Origin of the sequence: Micromonospora sp. RP3T, assembly GCF_003027925.1 — a bacterium.
Lineage (GTDB): Bacteria > Actinomycetota > Actinomycetes > Mycobacteriales > Micromonosporaceae > Micromonospora.
The window spans coordinates 1-25,611 of record NZ_PYPS01000031.1; the positions used below are offsets into that span (position 1 = coordinate 1).

A 25,611-nucleotide genomic window follows, 5' to 3' on the forward strand; every position below is an offset into this window, starting at 1 on the left:
CTCGGTCCGCCCGACCAGCAGCCAGCCGCCGGGGGAGGCGGCGGGGCCGCGGCCCGGCGCGGGCGACGAGCCCGTGCCGCGACCGGCCGGCCCCGGTGCGGACGGGGCGGAGGCCGGTGGCCTGCGCGGCGCCCGCTCCGAACTGCGTCGGCAGATGCGCGAACGGCGCCGGCTACGGATGGGCCTCCTCGCGCTTGTCAGTCTCGTGCTGCTGGGCGCGGTCCCGCTCTACTTCGGGATGCGGACGCTCAGCCGGGACCCGGTCTTCGACACGCTCGACGCGCTCGACGTGCCCTCCTGGGCGGCGACGAAGACGGTCGACAACGTCAGCGGCAGCCGCTGGTGCCTTCAGGACTGCCGGCTGCGGGAACGCGCGGTCGAGTCCGACCAGGGGTGGAAGCAGACCGTCGCCGTCTACGAGCAGGCCCTGGCCCAGGACGGTTGGCGGCGTTGGAAGGTCGACCGCTGCCCGGAGGAGCAGGTCGAGGGCAGCTACACCTGCTGGCGGCGGGACGAGCTCACGCTCGACCTGTGGGTCCGCGACCCCGCCTGCACGCCGCCGCCGGTGGACGGGGAGCCGGCGCCGTCCGCGCCGCCCGCGCCCGCAGCGGCGACGTGCACCGGCTCGTTGGTGTCGGTGAAGGTGCGCAACGCGATCGACGACGAGCGCACCGGCCCGACGCCGACCACCGATCCGTCACTCACCGGTGAGGATCCGTTCCCCACCCTCACCGACGACCCGCTCGGCGAGCCGACCCCCTCACCGTCGTGAGCCGACTTCCCTCACGGACGGTAGGGTCTGGGGCTGGCGCGCCCGCCCGCGTCCGGTGACCACCGGGCCGGCGGGGCGCGACGTGGGCAGGTACGGTCGCGCGTTCCGGGGCGTCGGGTCCCGGGACAATGCTTGAGGAGGACATGCGCGTGAGTGGTGGAGAGATCGCTGCGCTGATCGCGGCCGGTGCGTTCCTGATGCTGGTGCTCGTGCTGGCGGTGCCGATCCTGCGGCTGCGACACACCGTCGACGCGACGACCCGCATGATCGGCGACCTGAACGAGCGCACCGGGCCGCTGCTGGGGGACGTGAACACCACGGTGAAGAACGTCAACGTGGCGCTGGAGCAGGTGCAGACGTCGCTGGACGGGGTGAACCTCCAGCTCGCCAAGGTGGACACCATGACCAGCCACGCGCAGAACGTCACCGCGAACGTGGCGAACCTGGCCACCGTGGTCTCCGCGGCGGCTGCCAACCCGCTGGTGAAGGTGGCCGCGTTCGGTTACGGCGTGCGCAAGGCCGCCTCCGCCCGCCGGCACGCCGAGACCGAGCGCGAGGTGCGCGACACCATCAAGCAGCAGCGTCGGGCCGCCAAGCGCGGCAACCGCTGACCCCCACGGCGTACGCGGGAAGGATGAGAGCATGAGGCGGTTGTTCTGGCTGGGCATCGGGCTGGCCGTGGGCGTCCTGGTGGTGCGTAAGGCCACCCGGACCGCGCAGGCGTACACCCCGGCGGGCATCGCCAACGGGCTGTCCGAGTCCGCCGGTGGTCTGGTCGAGTCGGTGCGCGCCTTCGTGGACGACGTCCGGGTCTCGATGGCCGAGCGCGAGCAGGAGATCCACGAGGCCTTCGCCCGCGGCGAGGCGTACGACGACGAGTTCGCCGAGCTGCGGGAGGACCCGCGGATCGGTGACCGGCAGATTTTCCCGGAGGAGCACCAGCGATGAAGACGGCGGAGATCAAGCGGCGGTTCCTCGCCCACTTCGAGGCGAACGGGCACGCCGTGGTGCCGTCCGCTCCGCTGCCCGCCATCAGCGACCCGAACCTGCTGTTCATCAACGCGGGCATGGTGCAGTTCGTGCCCTACTTCCTCGGGCAGCAGTCCCCGCCGTTCGACCGGGCGGCGAGTGTGCAGAAGTGCATCCGGACGCCGGACATCGACGAGGTCGGCAAGACCAGCCGGCACGGCACGTTTTTCCAGATGAACGGCAACTTCTCGTTCGGTGACTACTTCAAGGACGGGGCGATCCCGCTCGCCTGGGACCTGGCCACCAAGTCGGTCGAGGCGGGCGGCTTCGGGCTGGACCCGGAGCGGATCTGGGCGACGGTCTATCTCGACGACGACGAGGCGTACGACATCTGGCGCGCCACCGGCGTGCCGGCCGAGCGGATCGTGCGCCGCGGCAAGGCCGACAACTTCTGGTCGATGGGCATCCCCGGGCCGTGCGGCCCGTGTTCGGAGCTCTACTACGACCGCGGTCCGGAGTACGGCCGCGAGGGTGGCCCGGAGGTCGACGAGGACCGCTACCTGGAGTTCTGGAACCTCGTCTTCATGCAGTTCGAGCGCGGCCCGGGTGTCGGCAAGGAGGACTTCCCGATCCTCGGCGACCTGCCGGCGAAGAACATCGACACCGGCATGGGCCTGGAGCGGATGGCCTCGCTGCTGCAGGGCGTGGACAACCTCTACGAGATCGACGAGGTCAAGCCGATCCTGGACCGGGCGGCCGAGCTGACCGGCAAGCGGTACGGCGCGCACTCCGGGCACGCGGCCCACCAGTCGCACCCGGACGACGTGCGACTGCGGGTGATCGCCGACCACGTGCGCACCGCGCTGATGCTGATCGGCGACGGCGTCACCCCGTCGAACGAGGGCCGCGGCTACGTGCTGCGCCGGATCATGCGCCGGGCGATCCGCTCGGTGCGGCTGCTGGGCTACCAGGACCGGGCGCTGCCGGAGCTGCTGCCGGTGGCCCGGGACTGCATGGCCCCGTCGTACCCGGAGCTGGCCGAGGAGTTCGGCCGGATCTCCCAGTACGCGTACGCCGAGGAGGACGCGTTCCTCGCCACGCTGCGCGCCGGCACCACCATCCTGGACACCGCGATCGCGGAGACGAAGTCGGCGGGCAAGCCGGCGCTTTCCGGTGACAAGGCGTTCCAGCTGCACGACACGTACGGCTTCCCGATCGACCTGACCCTGGAGATCGCCGCGGAACAGGGCCTCCAGGTGGACGCGGACGGCTTCCGCCGGCTGATGGCCGACCAGCGCAGCCGCGCCAAGGCGGACGCGCAGGCGCGCAAGACCGGGCACACCGACGTGTCGGCGTACCGGTCGGTGCTCGACGGCGGCGGGCCGGTGGAGTTCACCGGCTACACCGAGCTGAACCGGGAGTCCCGGGTGCGCGCGCTGCTGGCCGGCGGCGCCTCGGTGGCCGCCGCGGCCGAGGGGGACACGATCGAGCTGGTGCTCGACACCACCCCGTTCTACGCCGAGGGCGGTGGGCAGCAGCCCGACCAGGGTCTGATCACGGTCGGTGGCGGGCAGGTCGAGGTCTTCGACGTGCAGCAGCCGGTGCCCGGCCTGATCGTGCACCGGGCCCGGGTGGTGCGCGGCGAGGTCCGCGCCGGGGAGACCGGGTACGCGGAGATCGACGCGTCCCGCCGGCGGGCCATCTCCCGGTCTCACACCGCGACGCACCTGGTGCACCAGACCATGCGGAACTTCCTCGGCGAGTCGGCCACCCAGGCGGGTTCGCTGAACGCGCCGGGCCGGCTGCGGTTCGACTTCAACACCCCGACCGGGGTGGCGCCGAGCGTGCTGCACGACGTGGAGCAGCAGGTCAACGAGGTGCTCCTGGCCGACCTGGAGGTGCACGCGTTCGTCACCAGCCAGGAGGAGGCCCGTCGGATCGGCGCGATGGCGTTGTTCGGCGAGAAGTACGGCGAGCGGGTCCGGGTGGTCGAGGTCGGTGACTACGCCCGGGAGCTGTGCGGTGGTACGCACGTGGCCCGCTCGGCCCAGCTCGGCCTGGTCAAGATCCTCTCCGAGGCGTCGGTCGGCTCCGGTGTGCGCCGGATCGAGGCGCTCGTCGGCATGGACGCGTTCGGCTTCCTGGCCCGCGAGCACCTGCTGGTGTCCCGGCTGGCCGAGCTGTTCCGGGTGCCGGGCGAGCAGGTCGCCGACCGGGTGGAGCAGACAGTCACCCAGTTGCGGGACGCGGAGAAGGAGCTGGAGAAGCTCCGCGCCCAGCTCGTGCTCGGTGGGGCGGGCGCGCTCGCGGCGCAGGCGAAGGACGTGCGCGGCGTCGCGTACGTGGGCACCGAGGCGCCCGAGGGCGCGGCGGCCAACGACGTGCGGACCCTCGCGCAGGAGATCCGGGGGCGGATCGACGCGGCCCGCCCGGCGGTGGTCGCGGTGGCGGCCCGGGCGAACGGCAAGGCGTCCCTGGTGGTGGCCGTCAACGCCGCCGCCCGGAGTCGGGGCCTGAGCGCGAAGGACCTGGTCAAGGCCGCGTTCTCCGGTCGGGGCGGCGGCAGCGACGACCTGGCCCAGGGCGGCGGTCTGCCCGCCACGGAGGCGCCGAGCCTGCTGGCCACCGTGGAGAAGGCGATCGCCGACGCGGCATGAGCGAACGCACCGAGCGGAGCGAGGGCCGTGAGCGCATGCCCGGCTGGCACGGCATGAGCGAACGCACCGAGCGGAGCGAGGGCCGTGAGCGCATGCCCGGCCGCGCCGCATGAGCGAACGCACCGATCGATGCCAGGGCGGACCGGATGGTCCGCCCTGGCCCGTACCGGCTGAAGGAGGTGCCCGGTAGATGGTTGAGTTGTCCCGAGGTGTCCGACTGGGGGTGGACGTCGGCCAGGTCCGGGTCGGGGTGTCCCGGTCCGACCCGCACGGCATCCTCGCCACGCCGCTTGTCACCCTGGCCCGGGACCTGACCGCCGAACCGGACACGGTGCCCGCCGACATGGCCGAGCTGGTCCGGCTGGCGGCCGAGCACGAGGCGGTCGGGATCGTCGTCGGCCTCCCGGTCAACCTCGCCGGAAAGCACGGGCCGGCGGCGGTGAACGTATCGGCCTATGCCACCCGTTTGGCGGATGTAATGGGGCCGATTCCGGTGACGCTGACGGACGAGCGGATGTCGACCGTCGTCGCGAGTCGTAGGCTGGCCGAGCGGGGCGTCCGGGGAAAGCGTCAACGAGCGGTGGTCGACCAGGCCGCCGCGGTGGAGATCCTGCAGAGCTGGTTGGACGCACAGCGGAGGCGGACGGATGATCGACGATCTTGATCTGGGCTTCGACGAGCAGGAGAGGGGGGAGAAGGGCCGGCACCGGCGCGGCGCGGTGCGTCGGCGCCAGGGCAGGTCCGGCGGCAGCCGGGGCAAGACCCTCCTCGCGCTCGCGCTCGCGCTGATCCTGCTTGGCGGCATCGGTGGCGGCGCCTACTACGGCTTCGACCGCATCCAGAACTACTTCGTCACCCCCGACTACGACGGCTCCGGCACCGGTGAGGCGATCGTCGAGATCAAGCAGGGCGCGCTGATCGCCGACATGGCCGACGCGCTGGTGGCCGCCGATGTGGTGAAGAGCACCAAGGCGTTCATCGAGGCCGCCGAGGAGAACGCGCGCAGCAAGAACATCCAGCCCGGCACGTACAAGCTGCGCAAGCAGATGAGCGGCGACGCGGCGGTGACGGCCATGCTGGACCTGAAGAACAAGATCGTCAACGGGCTCACCATCCCCGAGGGGCGCACCGCGAAGAACGTCTACAAGCTGCTCTCCGAGAAGACCGACATCCCGGTCAAGGAGTTCGAGACCGCGGCGAAGGACCCGGAGGCGCTGGGCGTACCGGACTGGTGGTTCAAGCGCTCCGACGGCAAGAAGATCAAGCCCTCGATCGAGGGTTTCCTCTTCCCCGACACTTACGAGATCCCGCCGAAGGCCACCGCCACGACCGTGCTCAAGCTGATGGTGGAGAACTTCCTCACGGTCACCGGCGAGATGAAGTTCGCCGACCGGGTGCAGGCGGAACGCGGCGGGGTCAGCCCGTACGAGGCGCTTGTCGTCGCGTCGCTGGCGCAGGCCGAGGCGGGCAACCCGGACGACCTGGGCAAGGTCGCCCGGGTCGCCTACAACCGGGTCTACGGCGAGTTCCCCTGCAACTGCCTGGAGATGGACGTCACGGTCAACTACTACCTGGAGCTGACCGGGCAGAAGACCAAGGCGTCCAAGGACATGACGCCGGCCGAGCTGGACAACCCGAAGAACCCGTACAACCGTAAGCTGCGCGGTCTCGTGCCCACGCCGATCAACAACCCGGGAAAACAGGCCCTGGAAGGGGCGATGGCTCCCCCGCCGGGCAAGTGGCTCTTCTTCGTGGCGATCGACAAGGAGGGCCACTCGGCCTTCGCCGAGACCTACGAGGAGCAGCGGCGCAACGAGCAGAAGGCCAAGGAGGCCGGGATCATCTGATGGCCGCCCCACACCGTGCGGCGGTGGTCGGCAAGCCGATCGCCCACTCGCTGTCCCCGGCGATCCACTCGGCCGGTTACGCTGCGGCCGGCCTGACCGGCTGGTCGTACACGACGATCGAGGCCGACGCGGACGAGCTGCCCGGCCTGGTCGCGGGCCTCGGCCCGGAGTGGGCCGGGCTGTCGGTGACCATGCCCGGCAAGGAGGCGGCGCTCGCGCTGGCCGCCGAGGTCTCGCCGGTCGCCGCCGCGGTCGGTGCCGCCAACACGCTGGTACGCCGACCCGACGGCACCTGGTACGCGGACAACACCGACGTGACCGGCATGGTCGAGGTGATCGGCGGCGCGGGTTGCGTGGCCGGGGCGGTGGTCACGGTGCTCGGCGCCGGCGGCACCGCCCGCGCGGCGATCGCGGCGGCGGCCCGGATCGGTGCGGCCGAGGTGACCGTGGTGGCCCGCCGCCCGGAGGCGGTCGACGAACTGCGCCCGGTGGCGGCGGCGGCCGGGGTGCCGCTGGCCGGCGCGGAGTGGGACGGCGCGCCCGCGCACGCCCGCGCCGACCTGGTGATCTCCACCGTGCCGAAGGGCGTAGCCGACCCGCTCGCCGAGAACTTCGACTGGCGGCCGGAGACGGTGCTCTTCGACGCGCTCTACGATCCGTGGCCGACCCCGCTCGCGGCTGCGGCGCTGGCCGCCGGCTGCCGGGTGATCTCCGGGCTGGACCTGCTGCTGGCCCAGGCGATCGGGCAGTTCGAGCACTTCACCGGCGTCGCCGCGCCGCGCGCCGCGATGCGCGCCGCGCTGGAGGGTTAAGGCGGGGGCCCCGCTTAACGCTTTCGGTAGAGGCGGGGCCCCCGCTTAACACCGCGCGGTTAAGCGGGGCCCCCGCCTAACGAGCGGGTGAGCGAGCGGGCGGGGCGGAACGATCCTGTCCGCAGGGCGGGACGCGGTGGCCGGCATACAGCGGTGAGCGCCTGGCGTGACAGACTGTCCGCTGTGTTGCGCTGGCTGACTGCAGGTGAATCGCACGGACCCGCCCTCGTCGCGCTGATGGAGGGGGTGCCCGCCGGCATCGAGGTGACCATCGGGGAGATCTCCGGTGAGCTGGCCCGCCGCCGGCTCGGCTACGGCCGGGGTGCCCGGATGGCGTTCGAGCAGGATGAGATCGAGGTCATCGGTGGGCTACGGCACGGCGTGACGCTGGGCAGCCCGGTGGCGATCCGGGTGGGCAACTCGGAGTGGCCGAAGTGGCAGACCGTGATGGCCGCCGACCCGGTCGACGCCGACGAACTGGCCCGCCAGGCGCGCAACGCCCCGCTGACCCGTCCCCGTCCGGGCCACGCCGACCTGGCCGGCATGCAGAAGTACGGGCACACCGACGCCCGGCCGATCCTGGAGCGCGCCAGCGCCCGGGAGACCGCCGCCCGGGTCGCCGTGGGCACGGTCGCCAAGGCCCTCGTCCGGCAGGCGCTCGGCGTCGAGATCGTGTCGCACGTGGTGGAGTTGGGGCCGGTGGCGGCTAAGCCGGGCCTGCGGCCCACCCCGTCCGACGCCGCGCGGATCGACGCGGATCCGCTGCGCTGCCTCGACGCCGAGGCGAGCGCCCGGATGGTCGCCGAGGTCGACGCCGCGAAGAAGGACGCCGACACGCTCGGCGGCGTGGTCGAGGTGCTCGCGTACGGCGTGCCGCCGGGTCTGGGCAGTCACGTGCAGTGGGACCGCAAGCTCGACGCCCGGCTGGCCACCGCGCTGATGTCGATCCAGGCGATCAAGGGCGTCGAGATCGGCGACGGGTGGCAGCAGGCGCGTTCCCGTGGCTCGGAGGCGCACGACGAGATCATCCCCACCGCGACGGGTGTGCGTCGGGTCACCGACCGGGCGGGTGGTCTGGAGGGCGGCATCACCACCGGCGAGCCGCTGCGGGTGAAGGCGGCGATGAAGCCGATCTCGTCGCTGAACCGCGCGCTCGCGACGATCGACGTGACCACCGGCGAGCCGGCCACCGCGATCAACCAGCGTTCCGACGTGTGCGCGGTGCCGGCGGCGGCGGTGGTCGCCGAGGCCATGGTGGCGCTCGTGCTGGCCGAGGCCGCGGTGGAGAAGTTCGGCGGCGACTCGGTCGCCGAGATGCGCCGCAACCTGGCGAGCTACCTCGACAGCCTGGTCGTTCGATGAGCGCGAGGAACGCAGCGAAGCGGAGTCCCGCAGTCGCGAACGGAAGGCTGGCGCAGTGAGCACCCGGCCGGTCTGCGTGCTGGTCGGGGCGCCCGGTTCCGGCAAGACCACGGTGGGCACGGCGCTGGCCGCCGCGCTCGGCGTCGACTTCCGGGACACCGACACGGACATCGAGCGCCTGGCCGGCAAGCCGATCCCGGAGATCTTCGTCGACGACGGCGAGGACCATTTCCGTACGCTGGAGCGGGCCGCCGTGGCGGCGGCGCTGGCCTCGCACGCCGGTGTGCTCGCGCTCGGCGGCGGCGCGGTCCTGGCGGAGGAGAACCGGGCCGCGCTGATCGGCCACACGGTGGTGCACCTGTCGGTGGAGCTGCCGGACGCGATCCGGCGGGTCGGGCTGGGCGCCGGCCGGCCGCTGCTGGCGTTGAACCCCCGGGCCACGCTCAAGCACCTGCTGGACCAGCGCCGCCCGCTGTACGCCGAGGTGGCGACCGCGACCGTGGTGACCGACGGCCGCGCGCCGGAGGACCTGGCCGCCGAGATCGCCGCCCTGGTCAAGCCCTGACCGCCGTGGCGGCGGGCCGGGTTGCCGGGCGGCCGGCCGGGCGCTCCGGCCGCCAGGTGGCCAGCAAGGCGAGCGCGAGGGCGATCTCGGCCAGGTCACCGAGGTAGTACATGAGCGTGGCGCCGGCCCGCAGCTCGGCGCCGGTGGCCGGCACGTCGACGAGCACGCCGGCGTAGAGCAGTTGAGCGATCGTGGCGTGCGCGGCGACGCCGGCGCCGAGCACCACGAGGCGTACCGGCACCCGGGGGCGGTGCGGGCCGGGGTCCGGGCCGGCGACCGACCAGGCGAACAGGGCGCCGCTGAGCAGGAAGTGCGCCTGCACCAGCGGGTGCAGCAGCGGGTACTCCAGCGTCGCCCGGTACAGCGGGGTGAGGTAGAGCAGCCACAGGCCGCCGGCGGTGAGCAGCAGGCCGGTCACCGGGTGACCGAGCACCCGCGCGGCCGGGTGCCGCAGCAGGTGGACCAGCCGGCGGGCGACGCGCCGGTCCAGGGTGCGCAGCAGCAGGGTGACCGGCGCACCGAGCACCAGCGCCAGCGGCGCCAGCATGCCGATCAGCAGGTGCTGCCACATGTGCCCGACGAAGTCGTCGCCGGGCGCGAGCAGCCCCGCCGCCACGAGCAGCGTGCCCAGCCCGAAGCTGACGGTCCGCCGGTGCGCCCAGCCGGGGCCGCCCGGGTCGCGCAGCCGCAGCGCCGCGGCCAGGTAGGCCCAGAACAGGACGGCCGGGAGCAGCGCGGTCGCCGGGAAGCCGCCGGCGTGCCCGGCGTGGCTCACCGCGTCCGCGCCGCGCACAGGTCGATCGCGTCGGCCCGCCGCTGGATCGCCCAGCCGACCGCGACCAGGAGGACGCCGAGCGCCAGGAAACCGAGATCCCACCAGGTCTGGTACGGGCCGCCACGAACGTGGTGGATGCCGAGCAGGTGGTGGTCGACGACGCCCTCCACCAGGTTGAACAGGCCCCAGCCGACGAGCACCCAGCCCCAGAGCATTCCGGAGCGCCAGAGCCGGCCCCGGGACCGGGTCACCCGGGCGTAGAGCAGGGCCAGCCCGGTCAGCACCGCCACCCAGGTGACGACGTGGAACAGGCCGTCCCACAGCGTGTTCATCTGCAGGCCGGGCACGGTGTCGACCGGGTAGTCCCGGATCCCGACCCGGTCGGTGGCGGTGCTGCTGAGCATGTGGTGCCACTGGAGGACCTGGTGCAACGCGATGCCGTCGACGAAGCCACCGAGGCCGACACCGAGGATCGTGGCGGGAAGACGGATGCTCATTCCGCCGCCCTACCCGGGGCGGGGCCGGACAAACGCCCCACGGAGTGGACAGTCGCCGCGCCGGGGGCGGGCGCTGGACTAGGCTGCCGGCGATGGACGAGGTGACCCGGATCCCGGTCGGCGGCGAACGGCCGTACGACGTGCTGGTGGGACGCGACCTGCTCGACCCGCCGCCCGAGCTGCTGCCCGGCGCGGAGCGGGTGGCCTACCTGTACGCTCCGCCGCTCAAGGCGCTGGCCGAGCGGCTCGCCGAGCGGGCCCGCGCCGACGGCGTCACGCCGCTGTTGGTGGAGGTGCCGGACGCCGAGGCGGGCAAGCACGTCGACGTGGCCGCCGCCTGCTGGGACCGGCTCGGCGTGGCCGGTTTCACCCGGACCGACGCGGTGGTCGGGGTGGGCGGCGGCGCGGTGACCGACCTGGCCGGCTTCGTCGCGGCCAGTTGGCTGCGCGGGGTGCGCTGGGTGCCGGTGGCGACCTCGCTGCTCGGCATGGTCGACGCGGCGGTCGGCGGCAAGACCGGGATCAACACGGCCGCCGGCAAGAACCTGGTCGGCGCGTTCCATCCGCCGGCCGGCGTGCTCTGCGACCTGGCGACGCTGGACGCGCTGCCCCCGGCCGACCTGGCCGCCGGGATGGCCGAGGTGGTCAAGTGCGGCTTCATCGCCGACCCGGTGATCCTCGACCTGGTCGAGCGGGACCCGACGGCCGCGCTGGACCCGACCGGCCCGGTGGTCCGGGAGCTGGTCGAGCGGGCGGTACGGGTCAAGGCCGACGTGGTCGGCGGTGACCTGCGCGAGTCCGGGGTGCGCGAGGTGCTCAACTACGGGCACACGCTCGCTCACGCGATCGAGAAGGTGGAGGGGTACCGCTGGCGGCACGGTCACGCGGTAGCCGTCGGGCTGGTCTACGCCGCCACCCTCGCGCGGCTCGCCGGCCGGCTCGACGATTCCACCGCGCGCCGGCACCGGGACGTGCTGACCGCGCTCGACCTGCCCACCGGCTACCGGGCGGACGCCTGGCCGGAGCTGCTCGCCGCGATGCGGGTGGACAAGAAGGCCCGGGGGAGCCGGCTGCGGTTCGTGGTGCTGGACGGCCTGGCCCGCCCGGCCATCCTGGAGGCCCCGCCGGACGAGCTGCTGGCCGCGGCCTACCGGGAGATCAGCTCGTGAGGGCGTACGTGCTCAACGGGCCGAACCTGGGCCGCCTCGGCACCCGCCAGGTCGACGTGTACGGCGTGACCAGTTACGCCGACCTGGTCGCCCTGTGCGAGCGGACCGGGCGGGAGCTGGGCCTGGACGTGGTGGTCCGGCAGACCGACGCCGAGCATGAGCTGCTGGGCTGGCTGCACCAGGCGGCGGACGAGGAGGCCGCGGTGGTGTTGAACCCGGCCGCCTGGTCGCACTACTCGATAGCGGTCCGGGACGCCTGCGCCATGCTGCGTGGCCCGCTGGTCGAGGTGCACATCTCCAACATCCACGCCCGGGAGGAGTTCCGGCACCGTTCGGTGGTCTCGGCGGTGGCCACCGGCGTGATCTGCGGCCTGGGCGTGGATGGCTACCGCCTGGCCCTGCACCACCTCGCGCAGCGCGCGAGTCCGATTCGACACAGCTAGTAGACTTGCTGGGTCCGTCCGCCAATTGATGATCAAGGCAGGAAATGGCCTCCACCAACGACCTGAAGAACGGCCTGGTACTCAACCTGGACGGCGAGCTGTGGGCCGTCGTCGAGTTCCAGCACGTCAAGCCCGGTAAGGGTGGTGCGTTCGTGCGTACCACGCTGAAGAACGTGCTGTCCGGCAAGGTGGTCGACAAGACCTTCAACGCGGGCACCAAGGTCGAGACCGCCACCGTCGACAAGCGCACCATGCAGTACCTGTACGCCGACGGCGAGGACTACGTCTTCATGGATCTGGAGACGTTCGACCAGATCACCGTGATGGGCGGCACCGTCGGCGAGGCCGCCAACTACCTCCTCCCGGAGGCCGAGGCGACCGTCGCCACCCACGAGGGCGTCCCGCTCTACATCGAGCTGCCGACCTCGGTCGTGCTCGAGGTCACCTACACCGAGCCGGGCCTGCAGGGCGACCGGTCGACCGGCGGCAACAAGCCGGCCACGGTCGAGACCGGCGCCACCGTCCAGGTGCCGCTGTTCATCACCACCGGTGAGAAGATCAAGGTCGACACCCGCGACGGCCGTTACCTCGGCCGAGCCTGATGGCCGAGGGTCCGAAGCAGCAGATGCCGGCGCGCCGCAAGGCGCGCAAGCGGGCGCTGGACGTGCTCTTCGAGGCCGACCTGCGGGACCGGCCGCCGGTCGAGGTGCTCGCCGGCTACCTGGAGCGGATCGAGCAGCCCCGCCCCGACCACCTCGGCTACGCGGTCGGGCTGGTCGAGGGCGTCGCGGCGCACCTCGACCGGATCGACGAGATCATCGCCAGCTACGCCGAGGGGTGGACGCTGGACCGGATGCCGGTGGTCGACCGCAACCTCGCCCGGATCGCCGTGTACGAGTTGCTCTACGTCGACGAGATCGACGACGCGGTGGCGATCAGCGAGGCCGTCGAGCTGGCCCGGCAGATGTCGACCGACGACTCGCCCCGCTTCCTCAACGGCATTCTCGGCCGGATCGCCGAGTACGCCAGCCGCTGAGGCTCCGCACCTGGTGACGACGAGGGGCCCGTGCCGTCCGGCACGGGCCCCTCGTGGTGCGTGGCTCAGGAGGCGAAGAACGCCCGCGGGTCGGCGACCAGCACACCGTGCTCGGTGAGCCGCTCGATCAGGCCCGACGGTGAGGCGTCGTAGACGATCGCGAGGGCCCGCAGGTCGTCGGCGCGGATGGAGAGCACCCGGCCGTTGTAGTCGCCGCGCTGCTGCTGGATGGCGCGGGCGTACCGGGCGACGTAGGCCAGATCCTCGGAGGCCTCGTCGTAGAGCCGCTCCAGGTCCAGCACGATCTTGCTGGTGGGCTCGTGACGCACCCCGCTGCCGTCGGGCAGCAGCTCCGAGACGGGAACGCGGTAGAAGTCGGCCAGCTCCGCCAGGCGGGACACGGTGACGGCGCGGTCGCCGCGCTCGTACGAGCCGACCACCACGGCCTTCCACCGCCCGTTCGACTTCTCCTCCACCCCCTGCAGGGACAGGCCCTGCTGCTGGCGGATGGAGCGCAGGCGGGCGCCCAGCGACTTGGCGTATTCAGAGGGCATTCGGACACTCCCAGTGCTGCTCGGGGTTCTCCCAGCTATCGCTACGGAGCGTGACGGTACGGGGATTGCGACAACTGGTCAAGTGGTGGTGTCGGGGAGGTTCGACGGGCCGGTGTGGCTTGTCCGCATTTCGCCGGGCTGACCGGCAGGTCAGGACCGGCGGCAGCGGGGCCGGTGACCGCTGGTAACGTGGCGTGGAGCCCCGGTCCGGGCCCCGCGTGGGTCCGCCGGAGTCGATAGACGTCCTTTAACGACCCGTCCCGTGAGGCGGGGAAGGAGGTCCGCCGTGGCCTACCCACCGGCTGCCCATTCGTCGCCGCCGCGACAACCCTCGGTGAAGGTGATCCTCGCCGCCGCCGACGTCTCGCGGGTGGTCGACCGCATCGCCCACCAGATCCTGGAGAAGACCCAGGGCGCCGCCGACACCGTGCTGCTCGGCATCCCCACCCGGGGTGTGCCCCTGGCCCGCCGCCTCGCGGCCCGGATCAGCACGTTCGAGGACGTGACCGTTCCGGTGGGCGTGCTCGACATCACGCTCTACCGCGACGACCTGCGTCGGCACGCCACCCGCGCGGTCGGCCCGACCGACCTGCCGTCGGGCGGGATCGACGGCCGGCGGGTCGTGCTCGTCGACGACGTGCTCTTCTCCGGCCGTACCGTGCGGGCCGCGCTGGACGCGCTCAGCGACGTCGGCCGCCCGGCCTCCGTGCAACTCGCCGTCCTGGTCGACCGCGGCCACCGCCAACTGCCGATCCGCGCCGACTACGTGGGCAAGAACATCCCCACCGCGTTGGCCGAGAACGTCAAGGTCACCCTCGCCGAGACCGACGGCGCCGACGAGGTCAAGTTGTACGGGGGGTCTCCCGCATGATCCGGCACCTGCTCTCCGGCGCCGACCTGGACGCCGACACCGCCACCCTGGTCCTGGACACCGCCGCCGAGATGGCGACAGTGGCCGGCCGGGAGGTCAAGAAGTTGCCCGCGCTGCGCGGGCGCACCGTGGTCAACCTGTTCTACGAGGACTCCACCCGGACCCGGATCTCGTTCGAGGCCGCCGCCAAGCGGCTCAGCGCCGACGTGATCAACTTTTCCGCCAAGGGGTCCAGCGTGGCCAAGGGCGAGAGCCTGAAGGACACCGCGCTCACCCTCCAGGCGATGGGCGCCGACGCGGTGGTGGTCCGGCACCCCGCCTCCGGCGCGCCGCACCGGCTGGCCGACTGGGTGGACGGGTCGGTGGTCAACGCCGGCGACGGCACCCACGAGCACCCCACCCAGGCGCTGCTGGACGCGTACACGATGCGGTCGCGGCTGGGCCGGCTCGCCGGCCTGCACGTGGCGATCGTCGGCGACGTGCTGCACTCCCGGGTGGCCCGCTCCAACGTGCTGCTGCTCACCACGCTCGGCGCCAAGGTCACGCTGGTCGGCCCGCCGACGCTCATCCCGGTCGACATCGCGACCGCGCTCGCTCCCGGCATCGACGTCTCCTACGACCTCGACACCGTTGCACCCGGTGTGGACGTGGTGATGATGCTGCGGGTGCAGCGGGAGCGGATGAGCGACTCCTACTTCCCGTCGGCCCGCGAGTACGCCCGCCGCTACGGGCTGGACGGGCCGCGCATGCGCCGGCTGCCCGAGCACGCGATCGTCATGCACCCCGGCCCGATGAACCGGGGCATGGAGATCACGCCCGAGGTCGCCGACTCGCCCCGCTCCACCATCGTCGAACAGGTCGCCAACGGGGTCTCCGTGCGGATGGCCGTCCTTTACCTGCTGCTCGGAGGGAACAACCGGTGACCGCGTACCTCATCACAGGCGTCAGCGTCGTCGGCGGCGAGCCGACCGACCTGCTCATCCGCGACGGCGTGGTGGCCGGGACGGGCCACGGGCTCGCCGCGGACGACGCCACAGTCATCGACGCGACCGGCCTGGTCGCGCTGCCTGGCCTGGTCGACCTGCACACCCACCTGCGCGAACCCGGCCGGGAGGACGCCGAGACGGTCGAGTCCGGCTCCCGGGCGGCGGCGCTCGGCGGCTACACGGCGGTCTGCGCGATGGCGAACACCTCGCCGGTCGCGGACACCGCCGGCGTGGTCGAGCAGGTCTGGCGGCTGGGCCGGGAGGCCGGCCTGGTCGACGTGCAGCCGATCGGCGCGGTCACCGTCGGGCTGGCCGGCGAGCGCCTGGCCGAGCTGGGCGCGATGGCCGACTCCGCGGCCCGGGTGCGGATCTTCTCCGACGACGGGCACTGCGTCGCCGACCCGCGGCTGATGCGCCGCGCGCTGGAGTACGTCAAGGCGTTCGACGGGGTGATCGCCCAGCACGCCGAGGAGCCCCGGCTCACCGAGGGCGCGCAGATGCACGAGGGCGAGGTCTCCACCCGCCTCGGCCTGACCGGGTGGCCGGCCGTGGCCGAGGAGGCGATCATCGCCCGGGACGTGCTGCTCGCCGAGCACGTGGGCAGCCGGCTGCACGTCTGCCACGTCTCCACCGCCGGCAGCGTCGAGGTGCTGCGGCAGGCCAAGGCGCGCGGCGTGCGGGTGACCGCCGAGGTGACGCCGCACCACCTGCTGCTGACCGACGAGCGCGCGGAGAGTTACGACCCGGTCTTCAAGGTCAACCCGCCGCTGCGCACCGCCGCCGACGTCGCCGCGCTGCGCGCCGCGCTGGCCGAGGGCGTGATCGACATCATCGCCACCGACCACGCGCCGCACGCCGTGGAGGACAAGGAGTGCGAGTGGGCGTACGCCCGGCCGGGCATGCTCGGCCTGGAGACCGCGCTCTCCATCGCGCTCGACGTGCTCGGCCCGCGGTGGGACCTGATCGCCGAGCGCATGTCGCGGGTCCCGGCCCGGATCGCCGGGCTGGCCGGACACGGCCTCGACCCGGCCCCCGGCGTGCCGGCCAACCTGACAGTGGTCGACCCGGCGGCCCGGCGCGTGATCGAGCCGGCCGAGCTGGCCAGTCGCAGTCGCAACACCCCGTACGCCCGCATGACGCTGCCGGGTCGCATCGTGGCGACCTTCCTGCGTGGCGAGCCGACGGTCCTGGACGGAAAGGCTGTCAAGTAGATGGTGAAGCGTAGATCGGCGATCCTCGTCCTGGAGGACGGGCGCACGTTCCACGGCGAGGCGTACGGCAGCGTCGGGGAGACGTTCGGCGAGGCGGTCTTCAACACCGGCATGACCGGCTACCAGGAGACGCTCACCGACCCCTCCTACCACCGTCAGGTGGTGGTGCAGACCGCGCCGCACATCGGCAACACCGGCGTCAACGCCGACGACGACGAGTCCGGCCGGATCTGGGTGGCCGGGTACGTGGTGCGCGACCCGGCCCGGATCAGCTCGAACTGGCGGGCCGGCGGCGGGCTGGAGGACCGGCTCGCCGCCGAGGGCGTGGTCGGCATCAGCGGGATCGACACCCGGGCGCTCACCCGGCACCTGCGCGAACGCGGCGCGATGCGGGTCGGTGTCTCCAGTGTCGACGACGACCCGGCCGCCCTGCTCGACCGGGTCCGCCACGCGCCGTCGATGGTCGGCGCGGACCTGTCCGCCGAGGTGACCACCGCCAAGCCGTACGTGGTGGAGGCCGTCGGCGAGCACCGGTTCACGGTGGCCGCGCTGGATCTGGGCATCAAGCGCAACGTGCCGCGCCGGCTCGCCGCCCGCGGTGTCACCACCCACGTGCTGCCGGCCGGCTCGACGATCTCCGACCTGCTCGCCACCGGCGCGGACGCGGTGTTCCTCTCACCCGGCCCTGGTGACCCGGCGACCGCCGACGGGCCGGTGGCGCTGGCCCGCGAGGTGCTCACCCGCCGGATCCCGCTGTTCGGCATCTGCTTCGGCAGCCAGATCCTCGGCCGGGCACTCGGCTTCGGCACCTACAAGCTGGGGTACGGCCACCGCGGCATCAACCAGCCGGTGCTCGACCGGGCCACCGGCAAGGTCGAGGTGACCAGCCACAACCACGGCTTCGCGGTCCAGGTGCCCGGGGTCTCCTCCGGCGCGGTCGTCCCCGACCAGGTGGTCGACACCGCGTTCGGTGGCGTCCGGGTCTCCCATGTCTGCCTCAATGACAACGTGGTCGAGGGGCTGCGGGCCGAGGACGTGCCCGCCTTCACCGTCCAGTACCACCCGGAGGCGGCGGCCGGCCCGCACGACGCGGACTACCTGTTCGACCGCTTCGCGGAGCTCATCGAAGGCGGAAAGAATGCCTAAGCGGACCGACCTGAAGCACGTCCTGGTGATCGGCTCCGGGCCGATCGTGATCGGACAGGCCTGCGAGTTCGACTACTCCGGCACCCAGGCCTGCCGGGTGCTGCGCAGCGAGGGGATCCGGGTCAGCCTGGTCAACTCCAACCCGGCCACGATCATGACGGACCCGGAGTTCGCCGACGCCACGTACGTCGAGCCGATCACCCCGGAGTTCGTCGAGCTGGTCATCGCCAAGGAGCGCCCGGACGCGCTGCTGCCCACGCTGGGCGGGCAGACCGCGCTGAACACCGCGGTCGCGCTGCACGAGGCGGGCGTGCTGGAGAAGTACGGCGTCGAGCTGATCGGCGCCAACATCGACGCCATCAACCGGGGCGAGGACCGCCAGCTCTTCAAGGACATCGTGGCCAAGGCCGGCGTACGCCTGGGTCTGGACGACCCGTCCACGCTGACCCCGCGCTCGCGGGTCTGCCACTCCATGGACGAGGTCCGGGACACCGTCGCCGACCTGGGCCTGCCGGTGGTCATCCGGCCCTCGTTCACCATGGGCGGTCTCGGCTCCGGGATGGCGCACACCGACGAGGACCTGGCGCGCATCGCCGGGGCGGGCCTGGCGGCCAGCCCGGTGCACGAGGTGCTCATCGAGGAGAGCGTGCTCGGCTGGAAGGAGTACGAGCTCGAACTGATGCGCGACCGCCACGACAACGTGGTGGTGGTCTGCTCGATCGAGAACGTCGACCCGATGGGCGTGCACACCGGCGACAGCGTCACCGTCGCCCCGTCGATGACGCTCACCGACCGGGAGTACCAGCGGCTGCGCGACCTCGGCATCGCGGTGCTGCGCGAGGTCGGGGTGGACACCGGCGGCTGCAACATCCAGTTCGCGGTGAACCCGGCCGACGGCCGGATCGTCGTGATCGAGATGAACCCGCGGGTGTCCCGCTCATCGGCGCTGGCGTCCAAGGCGACCGGCTTCCCGATCGCGAAGATCGCCGCGAAGCTCGCCATCGGCTACACGCTCGACGAGATCCCCAACGACATCACGCTCAAGACGCCGGCCGCGTTCGAGCCGACGCTCGACTACGTGGTGGTGAAGATCCCCCGGTTCGCGTTCGAGAAGTTCCCCGGCGCCGACCCGGAGCTGACCACCACCATGAAGTCCGTGGGCGAGGCGATGAGCCTGGGCCGCAACTTCACCGAGGCGCTGAACAAGGCGATGCGCTCGATGGAAACCAGGGCGGCCGGCTTCTGGACCGTCCCCGACCCGGCGGGCGCCACGAAGGAGAACACCCTCGCGGCGCTGCGGATGCCGCACGACGGCCGGCTCTACACCGTCGAGCGGGCGCTGCGCCTCGGCGCGTCGATCGCCGAGGTGGCCGAGGCGTCCGGCGGCATGGACCCGTGGTTCCTGGACCAGATCGCCGCGCTGGTCGAGCTGCGCGCCGAGATCGTCGACGCCCCGGTGCTCGACGCCGCGCTGCTGCGTCGCGCCAAGCGCGCCGGCCTGTCCGACCGGCAGCTCGCCGCGCTCCGCCCCGAGCTGGCCGCCGAGGACGGCGTCCGGTCGCTGCGCCACCGGCTCGGGATCCGGCCGGTCTACAAGACGGTGGACACCTGCGCGGCCGAGTTCGAGGCGACCACGCCCTACCACTACTCGACGTACGACTCGGAGACCGAGGTGGCACCCTCGGCCCGGCCCAAGGTGCTGATCCTCGGCTCCGGGCCGAACCGGATCGGGCAGGGCATCGAGTTCGACTACTCGTGCGTGCACGCGGTCCAGGCGCTCCGGGGGGTGGACTACGAGACGGTCATGGTCAACTGCAACCCGGAGACCGTGTCCACCGACTACGACACCGCCGACCGGCTCTACTTCGAGCCGCTGACGTTCGAGGACGTGCTGGAGGCGTGGCACGCCGAGGACTCGTCCGGCAAGGCGGCCGGCGGCCCCGGCGTGGTCGGGGTGATCGTGCAGCTCGGCGGCCAGACCCCGCTCGGCCTCGCCCAGCGGCTCAAGGACGCCGGGGTGCCGATCGTGGGCACCTCGCCGGAGTCGATCCACCTGGCCGAGGAGCGGGGCGCGTTCGGCGCGGTGCTGGACCGGGCCGGGCTGCGCGCGCCCGCGCACGGCATGGCCACCTCGTACGACGAGGCGAAGGCGATCGCGGATGAGATCGGGTACCCGGTGCTGGTCCGCCCGTCGTACGTGCTCGGCGGCCGGGGCATGGAGATCGTCTACGACGACGCCACGCTGCGCGACTACATCGGCCGGGCCACCGACATCTCACCGGACCACCCGGTGCTGGTGGACCGTTTCCTTGACGACGCCATCGAGATCGACGTGGACGCGCTCGTCGACGCGGACGGCGACGTCTACCTGGGCGGCGTGATGGAGCACATCGAGGAGGCCGGCATCCACTCCGGCGACTCGTCCTGCGCGCTGCCGCCGATCACGCTGGCCGGCTCGCACCTGACCCAGGTCCGCCGCTACACCGAGGAGATCGCCCGCGGCGTGGGGGTGCGCGGCCTGCTCAACGTCCAGTACGCGCTGCAGGGCGACACGCTCTACGTGCTGGAGGCCAACCCGCGCGCCTCCCGGACCGTGCCGTTCGTGTCGAAGGCGACGGCGGTGCCGCTGGCCAAGGCGGCGGCCCGGATCGCGCTGGGCGCCACGATCGCGCAGTTGCGGGCCGAGGGGATGCTGCCGCCGACCGGGGACGGCGGCACCATGCCGCCGGACGCGCCGATCGCGGTCAAGGAGGCGGTGCTGCCGTTCAAGCGGTTCCGCACGCCGTCCGGCAAGGGCATCGACGTGCTGCTCGGCCCGGAGATGCGCTCCACCGGCGAGGTGATGGGCATCGACACCGGCTTCGGTCAGGCGTTCGCCAAGTCGCAGGCCGCCGCGTACGGGTCGCTGCCCACCGCCGGGAAGATCTTCGTCTCGGTGGCCAACCGGGACAAGCGCGGCATGATCTTCCCGATCAAGCGCCTGGCCGACCTGGGCTTCGAGATCGTCGCCACCACGGGCACGGCCGAGGTGCTGCGCCGGCACGGCATCGCCTGCGAGCAGATCCGCAAGCACTACGAGTCGGGCGAGGGCGCGGACGCGGTCTCACTGATCCTCGGCGGCGACGTCGCGCTGGTGGTGAACACGCCGCAGGGCTCGGGCGCGAGCGCCCGCTCGGACGGCTACGAGATCCGCAGCGCCGCCGTGACGGCGGACATCCCGTGCGTCACCACGGTTCCGGGCGCGGCGGCGGCGGTGATGGGCATCGAGGCGCGCATCAACGGCGACCTCAAGGTCCGCCCGCTCCAGGATCTGCACGCCGCGCTCCGGGCCAACGAGTGACCACCCCGTGGGCCACGAGGGTGGCGGATGTCGCCGCCACCCTCATGATCATCGAGTCGGGGGGCGCGCGGTGATCTTCGAGCGGGTGGTGCGGCCCCGGCTGTTCGCGCTCGGGGGCGGGGACGCGGAGGCGGCGCACGAGTGGACGCTGGCGCGGCTCGCCGGGCTGTCGCGGCGGCCGGCGGCGCTGGCGGCGCTGCGTCGGGCGTACTTCCGGGCCGCGCCGCGCACCGTGTTCGGGGTGCGGTTCCCGAACCCGGTCGGGCTGGCGGCCGGCATGGACAAGAACGGCGTCGCGTTGCCGGCCTGGCCGGCGCTGGGCTTCGGCTTCGTCGAGGTCGGCACCGTGACCGCGCACGCCCAACCGGGCAATCCCCGGCCGCGACTGTTCCGGCTGCGCGACAGCGAGGCCGTGGTCAACCGGATGGGCTTCAACAACGCCGGCGCCGAGGCCCTCGCCGCCCGGCTGGCGGCGTTGCCGCGCCCGCTCGGCGTCCCGCTGGGCATCTCGCTCGGCAAGTCCAAGGTGACCCCGCTGGACGAGGCGGTCGAGGACTACCTCGCCTCCTACCGGGCGCTCAAGGGCCACGGCGACTACTTCGCGGTCAACGTGTCCTCGCCGAACACCCCGGGCCTACGGTCATTGCAGGACCGGTCCCACCTGGACGCGCTGCTCGCCGCGCTGGTCGGCGAGAAACCGGTGCTGGTGAAGATCGCCCCGGACCTGACCGAGCCGGCCGTGGCGGAGCTGCTGGAGGTGTGCCTCGACCGGGGCGCGGCCGGCGTCATCGCCACCAACACCACGCTCGGCCGGGACGGGCTCGCTCCGGCCGACCGGGCGCGCGGCGCCGAGACCGGCGGCCTGTCCGGCCGCCCGCTGACCGCCCGCGCCCGCGAGGTGGTCGCCTTCGTGCACCGGGAGACCGGCGGACGGCTACCGGTGATCGGTGTCGGCGGCATCCTCGACCCGGACGACGCGACCCGCATGTTCGACGCCGGCGCCGCCCTGGTGCAGCTCTACACCGGCTTCATCTACCGCGGCCCCGCCCTCACCCGAGCCATCACCACCCGCCCCACCCCCTGACCCGCACCCACCCCACCCCACCCATCGCCCCCACCCCGCGCCCTGACCCCCGATCTCCCGCGCGATCTTGCAGTTTCCGCCCCAGCAAACCGCACATTCCGGGCGCAATGCGGGCCGAAAGCGCAAGATCGTGCGAGAGAGCGAAGGAGGAGCTGTGACGCCCGAGGAGATCCTCGCCCTGGACCGGCGGCACGTGTGGCACCCGTACGCGGCGTTGCCGCCGACCGGCCCGCCGCTCGTGGTGGAGAGCGCGTCGGGGGTTCGGCTGCGGCTCGCCGACGGCCGGGAGTTGGTCGACGGGATGTCGTCGTGGTGGGCGGCCATCCACGGCTACCGCCACCCGGTGCTGGACGCGGCCGTGACCGACCAGCTCGGCCGGATGAGCCACGTGATGTTCGGCGGGCTCACCCACGAGCCCGCGGCACGCCTGGCGCGCACCCTGGTCGAGCTGGCCCCGGACGGTCTGGAGCACGTCTTCCTGGCCGACTCCGGCTCGGTGAGCGTCGAGGTCGCGGTGAAGATGGCCCTCCAGTACCAGCGTGCGGTGGGGCACCCGGAGCGCCGCCGGCTGGGCACCTGGCGGGGCGGCTACCACGGTGACACGTTCCATCCGATGAGCGTCTGCGACCCGGAGGGCGGCATGCACCACCTCTGGGGCGACGTGCTGCCCCGGCAGGTGTTCGCGCCGCTGCCGCCGGCCGGCTTCGACGCCCCGCCCGACCCGGCGTACGAGGCGGCGCTGGTGGACGCCGTCGAGCGGCACGCCGCCGAGCTGGCGGCGGTGATCGTGGAGCCGGTGGTCCAGGGCGCCGGCGGGATGCGGTTCCACCATCCGCACTACCTGCGGGTGCTGCGCGAGGTGACCCGGCAACACGGCATTCTGCTGATCTTCGACGAGATCGCCACCGGCTTCGGCCGGACCGGGCGGATGTTCGCCGCCGAGCACGCCGGCGTCACGCCGGACGTGCTCTGCGTCGGCAAGGCGCTCACCGGCGGCTACCTGACGCTGGCGGCGGCGCTCTGCACCCCGGCGGTGGCCGGCGCGATCTCGGCCGGCGGCGTGCTGGCGCACGGGCCGACGTTCATGGGCAACCCGCTCGCCTGCGCGGTCGCGAACGCCTCGCTGGGCCTGCTGCGCGCCGGCGACTGGGTCGGGCGGGTGGCGGGGATCGCCGCCGGGCTGCGGGACGGCCTGGCGCCGTTGCGCGGCGCGCCCGGGGTGGCCGACGTGCGGGTGCTCGGCGCGATCGGGGTGGTGCAACTGGACCACGAGGTGGACCTGCCCCGGGCCACCGCCGCGGCGGTCGCCGAGGGGGTGTGGCTGCGCCCGTTCCGCGACCTCGTCTACACCATGCCGCCCTACGTCTGCGACGCCGCGGACGTGGCGCGGATCGCGGCCGGCGTGGCGGCGGCGGTCAAGGCCGGTTGAGCCCCGACCGGGGCTGACCGGGCCGGAGCGGTCAGGGCCGGAGCGGTCAGGCGGGAGCGGTCAGGGCCGGTTGAGCCGTGACTGGGGGAGTCGGCCGGTCGAGAGGCCGGCCGGAGCGAGTTGCCGCGGCGGGAGGGCCGTCGCGGGACACCGAGGCGGCCCGGAGCCGTCGGGAGAGGGAGAGACGGATGGAGACGTTCGGCGCGCGCCTGCACCGGGCCGTGGCGGAGCGGGGACCGCTCTGCGTGGGAATCGATCCGCACCCGGGTCTGCTGGCCGACTGGGGGCTGCCCGACGACGTCGACGGGCTGGAGCGGTTCAGCCGGACCGTGGTGGAGGCGATCGGCGACCGGGTCGCGGTGGTCAAGCCGCAGTCGGCGTTCTTCGAGCGCTTCGGCTCGCGCGGCGTGGCGGTGCTTGAGTCAACTATCCGACAGTTGCGCAATGTGGGTGCGCTCGTTCTCCTTGACGTCAAGCGCGGAGACATCGGCTCGACGGTCCGCGCGTACGCCTCGGCGTACCTCGATCCATCCAGCCCGCTGTATGTCGACGCGATCACCGCGAGCCCCTACCTGGGAGTAGGTTCGCTCGCGCCGATGATCGAGACGGCCGCCGCGCACGGGGGCGGGGTCTTCGTCCTGGCGCTCACCTCCAATCCGGAGGGGGCCGCCGTGCAGCGCGCGGTGGGGCCCGACGGACGCACCGTCGCGCAGACCGTCATCGACGAGATTTCCCAGCTCAACCGGGGTGCGGAGCCGCTCGGCAGCTTCGGTCTGGTGGTCGGCGCGACGATCGGCGAGACCGGTCACGACCTCGGCGGGGTGAACGGTCCGCTGCTCGCGCCGGGGCTGGGCGCGCAGGGCGGCACGCCTGCCGGGCTGCGTGCCGTCTTCGGCGCCGCGCTGCCGTCGGTGCTGCCGTCGTACTCCCGGGAGGTGCTGGGCGCGGGGCCGGACCCGGCCGCCCTGCGGGCCGCCGCGGAGCGGGTGCTGGCCGAGTGCCGCGCCGTCCTGACCACCGCCGGACTGACTGACGGCTCGGTCACTTTACGTTGATCATCGCGCGTCCACGTTGCCGAAAGCTCCGTTGACCGCTAGTTTTCCCCGCGCTGGGAACCACGGACCCCTTTGGTTGCCAGCGACACCACGTTTCACAGCTGCGGTGGGGCTCCGCCCGCCGTACTAGGGACCTGAGGAGAACTGGTGCCGCTCCCGTCACTGACCCCCGAGCAGCGCGCTGCCGCGCTGGAGAAGGCTGCGGAGATCCGCAAGGCCCGCGCTGAGCTGAAGGAGCAGCTCAAGCAGGGCAAGACCACCCTCGCCACCGTCCTCGAGCGGGCCGAGTCCGACGACGTCGTGGGCAAGCTGAAGGTTTCGGCAGTGCTCCAGGCGATGCCGGGTATCGGCAAGATCCGGGCCACCCAGATCATGGAGAAGCTCAAGATCGCCGACAGCCGTCGCCTTCGCGGCCTCGGCGAGCAGCAGCGCAAGGCGCTGCTGGGAGAGTTCGCCGCCAACTGAACGGACCACCGTGTAGAAACAAGCGGTGAGCACGGATGACGAGGCGCGCTCGGCGGCTCGGCTCACTGTCCTGTCCGGTCCCTCCGGGGCCGGTCGGGGCAGTGTCGTCGAGCAGGTCCGGGCGCGCCTTTCGTCAGTGCGGGTGCCGGTGGTCGCCACCACCCGGCCGCCGCGCCCGGGCGAGCGGGACGGCGTGGACCGGCTCTTCCTCGACCCGGTCGGCTTCGACCGGCTGGTCGCCGCCGACGAGCTGCTGGAGTGGTGCCGGATCGGGCCGTACCGCCGGGGGGTGCCCCGGGCGCACGTGCGGTCCCCCCTGGCGCAGGGTCGGCCGGTGCTGCTGCCGCTGGACCTGGCCGGCGCGCTCGCCGTCCGCGCCGTCGTGCCGGAGGCCCGGCTGGTGCTGCTCGCGCCGCCGGCGTACCGGGCCGACCCGCTCGTGGCGGCCGCGTTCGCACATGCCGTGGCGCACGACCGGACCGAGCGTGCCGCGGCCGAGCTGGTAGGATTGCTCGGTTCGTCATTCCTGGCACCGGCCCGACCGCCACCGCGCGGTTGAGCGACGG

At 72.8% G+C, this 25,611-nt stretch carries 26 protein-coding genes; 23 read left to right on the forward strand and 3 right to left on the reverse strand.

The features are described from left to right. Nucleotides 1-73 precede the first annotated feature (73 nt). The 9 genes from C8054_RS22935 to C8054_RS22975 all read left to right on the forward strand — a co-directional run bounded on the left by C8054_RS22935 (nt 74) and on the right by C8054_RS22975 (nt 8,984). A complete protein-coding gene (locus C8054_RS22935) occupies nt 74-772 on the forward strand; it encodes a hypothetical protein (protein WP_233220093.1) in 699 nt (232 codons plus the stop codon). A gap of 149 nt (nt 773-921) precedes the next feature. Further along, nucleotides 922-1,383, forward strand: a complete 462-nt coding sequence (locus tag C8054_RS22940) for a DUF948 domain-containing protein (RefSeq protein ID WP_107160180.1) — start codon at nt 922-924, stop codon at nt 1,381-1,383. Nucleotides 1,384-1,414: 31 nt separating this feature from the next. Further along, nucleotides 1,415-1,720 carry a hypothetical protein gene (locus C8054_RS22945; RefSeq protein ID WP_107160014.1) on the forward strand — a complete coding sequence of 102 codons (306 nt, stop codon included), beginning with the start codon at nt 1,415-1,417 and terminating at the stop codon, nt 1,718-1,720. Then, on the forward strand, nt 1,717-4,398 hold the full coding sequence (gene alaS / locus C8054_RS22950) for an alanine--tRNA ligase (RefSeq protein WP_107160016.1): 2,682 nt from the start codon (nt 1,717-1,719) through the stop codon (nt 4,396-4,398). Before C8054_RS22945 ends, alaS begins: the two co-directional genes overlap by 4 nt. Nucleotides 4,399-4,588: 190 nt before the next feature. Next, nucleotides 4,589-5,062 carry a Holliday junction resolvase RuvX gene (gene ruvX / locus C8054_RS22955; protein WP_107160018.1) on the forward strand — a complete coding sequence of 158 codons (474 nt, stop codon included), beginning with the start codon at nt 4,589-4,591 and terminating at the stop codon, nt 5,060-5,062. After that, nucleotides 5,046-6,245, forward strand: a complete 1,200-nt coding sequence (mltG, locus tag C8054_RS22960; protein WP_107160020.1) for an endolytic transglycosylase MltG — start codon at nt 5,046-5,048, stop codon at nt 6,243-6,245. Before ruvX ends, mltG begins: the two co-directional genes overlap by 17 nt. Beyond that, nucleotides 6,245-7,057 carry a shikimate dehydrogenase gene (locus C8054_RS22965; protein WP_107160022.1) on the forward strand — a complete coding sequence of 271 codons (813 nt, stop codon included), beginning with the start codon at nt 6,245-6,247 and terminating at the stop codon, nt 7,055-7,057. Before mltG ends, C8054_RS22965 begins: the two co-directional genes overlap by 1 nt. A gap of 183 nt (nt 7,058-7,240) precedes the next feature. Further along, nucleotides 7,241-8,419, forward strand: coding sequence for a chorismate synthase (gene aroC / locus C8054_RS22970; protein ID WP_107160024.1), 1,179 nt, complete (start codon nt 7,241-7,243; stop codon nt 8,417-8,419). Between the two features lie 55 nt (nt 8,420-8,474). After that, a complete protein-coding gene (locus tag C8054_RS22975) occupies nt 8,475-8,984 on the forward strand; it encodes a shikimate kinase (RefSeq protein ID WP_107160027.1) in 510 nt (169 codons plus the stop codon). Here the strand turns inward: C8054_RS22975 and C8054_RS22980 are convergent. Then, nucleotides 8,974-9,777 carry a cytochrome c oxidase assembly protein gene (locus C8054_RS22980; protein ID WP_233220062.1) on the reverse strand — a complete coding sequence of 268 codons (804 nt, stop codon included), beginning with the start codon at nt 9,775-9,777 and terminating at the stop codon, nt 8,974-8,976. The genes C8054_RS22975 and C8054_RS22980 overlap by 11 nt on opposite strands. After that, nucleotides 9,756-10,256, reverse strand: coding sequence for a DUF2243 domain-containing protein (locus C8054_RS22985; RefSeq protein WP_107160029.1), 501 nt, complete (start codon nt 10,254-10,256; stop codon nt 9,756-9,758). Before C8054_RS22985 ends, C8054_RS22980 begins: the two co-directional genes overlap by 22 nt. 92 nt (nt 10,257-10,348) lie before the next feature. On the opposite strand from C8054_RS22985, the gene aroB reads away from it, so the two are divergent. The 4 genes from aroB to nusB are packed head-to-tail and all read left to right on the forward strand — an operon-like array spanning nt 10,349 to nt 12,904. Beyond that, complete coding sequence (aroB, locus tag C8054_RS22990; RefSeq protein WP_107160031.1) at nt 10,349-11,425, forward strand: 3-dehydroquinate synthase; 1,077 nt, start codon at nt 10,349-10,351, stop codon at nt 11,423-11,425. Beyond that, a complete protein-coding gene (aroQ, locus tag C8054_RS22995; RefSeq protein WP_107160033.1) occupies nt 11,422-11,868 on the forward strand; it encodes a type II 3-dehydroquinate dehydratase in 447 nt (148 codons plus the stop codon). The genes aroB and aroQ overlap by 4 nt, the downstream gene beginning before the upstream one ends. Before the next feature lie 44 nt (nt 11,869-11,912). Then, nucleotides 11,913-12,470, forward strand: a complete 558-nt coding sequence (efp, locus tag C8054_RS23000; protein WP_107160036.1) for an elongation factor P — start codon at nt 11,913-11,915, stop codon at nt 12,468-12,470. Nucleotides 12,471-12,493: 23 nt separating this feature from the next. Further along, entirely contained in the window at nt 12,494-12,904 is a 411-nt protein-coding gene (gene nusB / locus C8054_RS23005) for a transcription antitermination factor NusB (RefSeq protein WP_199199890.1), read from the forward strand. A gap of 65 nt (nt 12,905-12,969) precedes the next feature. On the opposite strand, the gene C8054_RS23010 is transcribed toward nusB, so the two are convergent. Beyond that, on the reverse strand, nt 12,970-13,458 hold the full coding sequence (locus tag C8054_RS23010) for a transcriptional regulator (RefSeq protein ID WP_013285505.1): 489 nt from the start codon (nt 13,456-13,458) through the stop codon (nt 12,970-12,972). 286 nt (nt 13,459-13,744) lie between these two features. Between C8054_RS23010 and pyrR the strand changes: the two genes are divergently transcribed. The 10 genes from pyrR (at nt 13,745) to C8054_RS23060 (ending at nt 25,604) form a co-directional block, all read left to right on the forward strand. Next, nucleotides 13,745-14,329, forward strand: a complete 585-nt coding sequence (pyrR, locus tag C8054_RS23015; protein ID WP_107160040.1) for a bifunctional pyr operon transcriptional regulator/uracil phosphoribosyltransferase PyrR — start codon at nt 13,745-13,747, stop codon at nt 14,327-14,329. After that, nucleotides 14,326-15,252: an aspartate carbamoyltransferase catalytic subunit gene (locus tag C8054_RS23020; protein WP_107160042.1), complete on the forward strand. Its 927-nt coding sequence runs from the start codon at nt 14,326-14,328 to the stop codon at nt 15,250-15,252. Before pyrR ends, C8054_RS23020 begins: the two co-directional genes overlap by 4 nt. Continuing rightward, nucleotides 15,249-16,526: a dihydroorotase gene (locus tag C8054_RS23025; RefSeq protein WP_107160044.1), complete on the forward strand. Its 1,278-nt coding sequence runs from the start codon at nt 15,249-15,251 to the stop codon at nt 16,524-16,526. The genes C8054_RS23020 and C8054_RS23025 overlap by 4 nt, the downstream gene beginning before the upstream one ends. 3 nt (nt 16,527-16,529) lie before the next feature. Next, entirely contained in the window at nt 16,530-17,672 is a 1,143-nt protein-coding gene (gene carA / locus C8054_RS23030) for a glutamine-hydrolyzing carbamoyl-phosphate synthase small subunit (RefSeq protein WP_199199891.1), read from the forward strand. Then, entirely contained in the window at nt 17,665-21,012 is a 3,348-nt protein-coding gene (gene carB, locus C8054_RS23035) for a carbamoyl-phosphate synthase large subunit (protein WP_107160048.1), read from the forward strand. Before carA ends, carB begins: the two co-directional genes overlap by 8 nt. Before the next feature lie 70 nt (nt 21,013-21,082). Then, complete coding sequence (locus C8054_RS23040; protein ID WP_107160050.1) at nt 21,083-22,096, forward strand: quinone-dependent dihydroorotate dehydrogenase; 1,014 nt, start codon at nt 21,083-21,085, stop codon at nt 22,094-22,096. 154 nt (nt 22,097-22,250) lie between these two features. Beyond that, complete coding sequence (locus C8054_RS23045; RefSeq protein ID WP_107160053.1) at nt 22,251-23,525, forward strand: adenosylmethionine--8-amino-7-oxononanoate transaminase; 1,275 nt, start codon at nt 22,251-22,253, stop codon at nt 23,523-23,525. Between the two features lie 188 nt (nt 23,526-23,713). After that, nucleotides 23,714-24,580 (forward strand): orotidine-5'-phosphate decarboxylase, encoded by an 867-nt coding sequence (pyrF, locus tag C8054_RS23050; RefSeq protein WP_107160055.1) that lies wholly within the window; start codon nt 23,714-23,716, stop codon nt 24,578-24,580. A 147-nt stretch (nt 24,581-24,727) separates the two neighbouring features. Beyond that, nucleotides 24,728-25,045, forward strand: coding sequence for an integration host factor, actinobacterial type (mihF, locus tag C8054_RS23055; protein WP_013285515.1), 318 nt, complete (start codon nt 24,728-24,730; stop codon nt 25,043-25,045). A gap of 25 nt (nt 25,046-25,070) precedes the next feature. Continuing rightward, the gene (locus tag C8054_RS23060; RefSeq protein ID WP_107160057.1) at nt 25,071-25,604 is read left to right on the forward strand and encodes a guanylate kinase; all 534 of its coding nucleotides are present in this window, start codon (nt 25,071-25,073) and stop codon (nt 25,602-25,604) included. Nucleotides 25,605-25,611: the final 7 nt, after the last annotated feature.